The sequence below is a fragment of the Brenneria izbisi genome, assembly GCF_025840185.1.
GTDB classification, from domain to species: Bacteria; Pseudomonadota; Gammaproteobacteria; order Enterobacterales; family Enterobacteriaceae; genus Brenneria; species Brenneria izbisi.
On sequence record NZ_JAMPJU010000047.1, the window covers coordinates 1 to 605 of the forward strand.

Here is a 605-nt window from a genome sequence, read left to right on the forward strand (position 1 = left end):
GTTAACGTCGGTACTATCGGCCACGTTGACCATGGTAAAACAACGCTGACCGCTGCTATCACTACCGTTCTGGCTAAAACCTACGGTGGTTCCGCGCGTGCATTCGATCAGATCGATAACGCACCGGAAGAAAAAGCGCGTGGTATCACCATCAACACGTCTCACGTTGAATACGATACCCCGACTCGCCACTACGCGCACGTTGACTGCCCAGGGCACGCCGACTACGTGAAAAACATGATCACCGGCGCCGCCCAGATGGATGGCGCGATCCTGGTGGTTGCGGCGACAGACGGCCCGATGCCGCAGACTCGTGAGCACATCCTGCTGGGTCGTCAGGTTGGCGTGCCTTACATCATCGTGTTCCTGAACAAATGTGACATGGTCGATGACGAAGAACTGCTGGAACTGGTGGAGATGGAAGTTCGCGAACTGCTGTCTCAGTACGATTTCCCAGGCGACGATACGCCGGTAATCCGTGGTTCGGCGCTGAAAGCGCTGGAAGGCGATGCCGAGTGGGAAGCGAAAATCATCGAACTGGCTGAAGCGCTGGATTCTTATATCCCGGAACCAGAGCGTGCGATTGACAAGCCGTTCCTGCTGCC

1 protein-coding gene is annotated in these 605 nt (G+C 56.4%); it reads left to right on the forward strand.

The window, feature by feature from the left end; all coding sequences use genetic code 11:
• On the forward strand, positions 1-605 hold a 605-nt coding region (locus tag NC856_RS17680), incomplete at both ends, for a GTP-binding protein (RefSeq protein ID WP_264091708.1).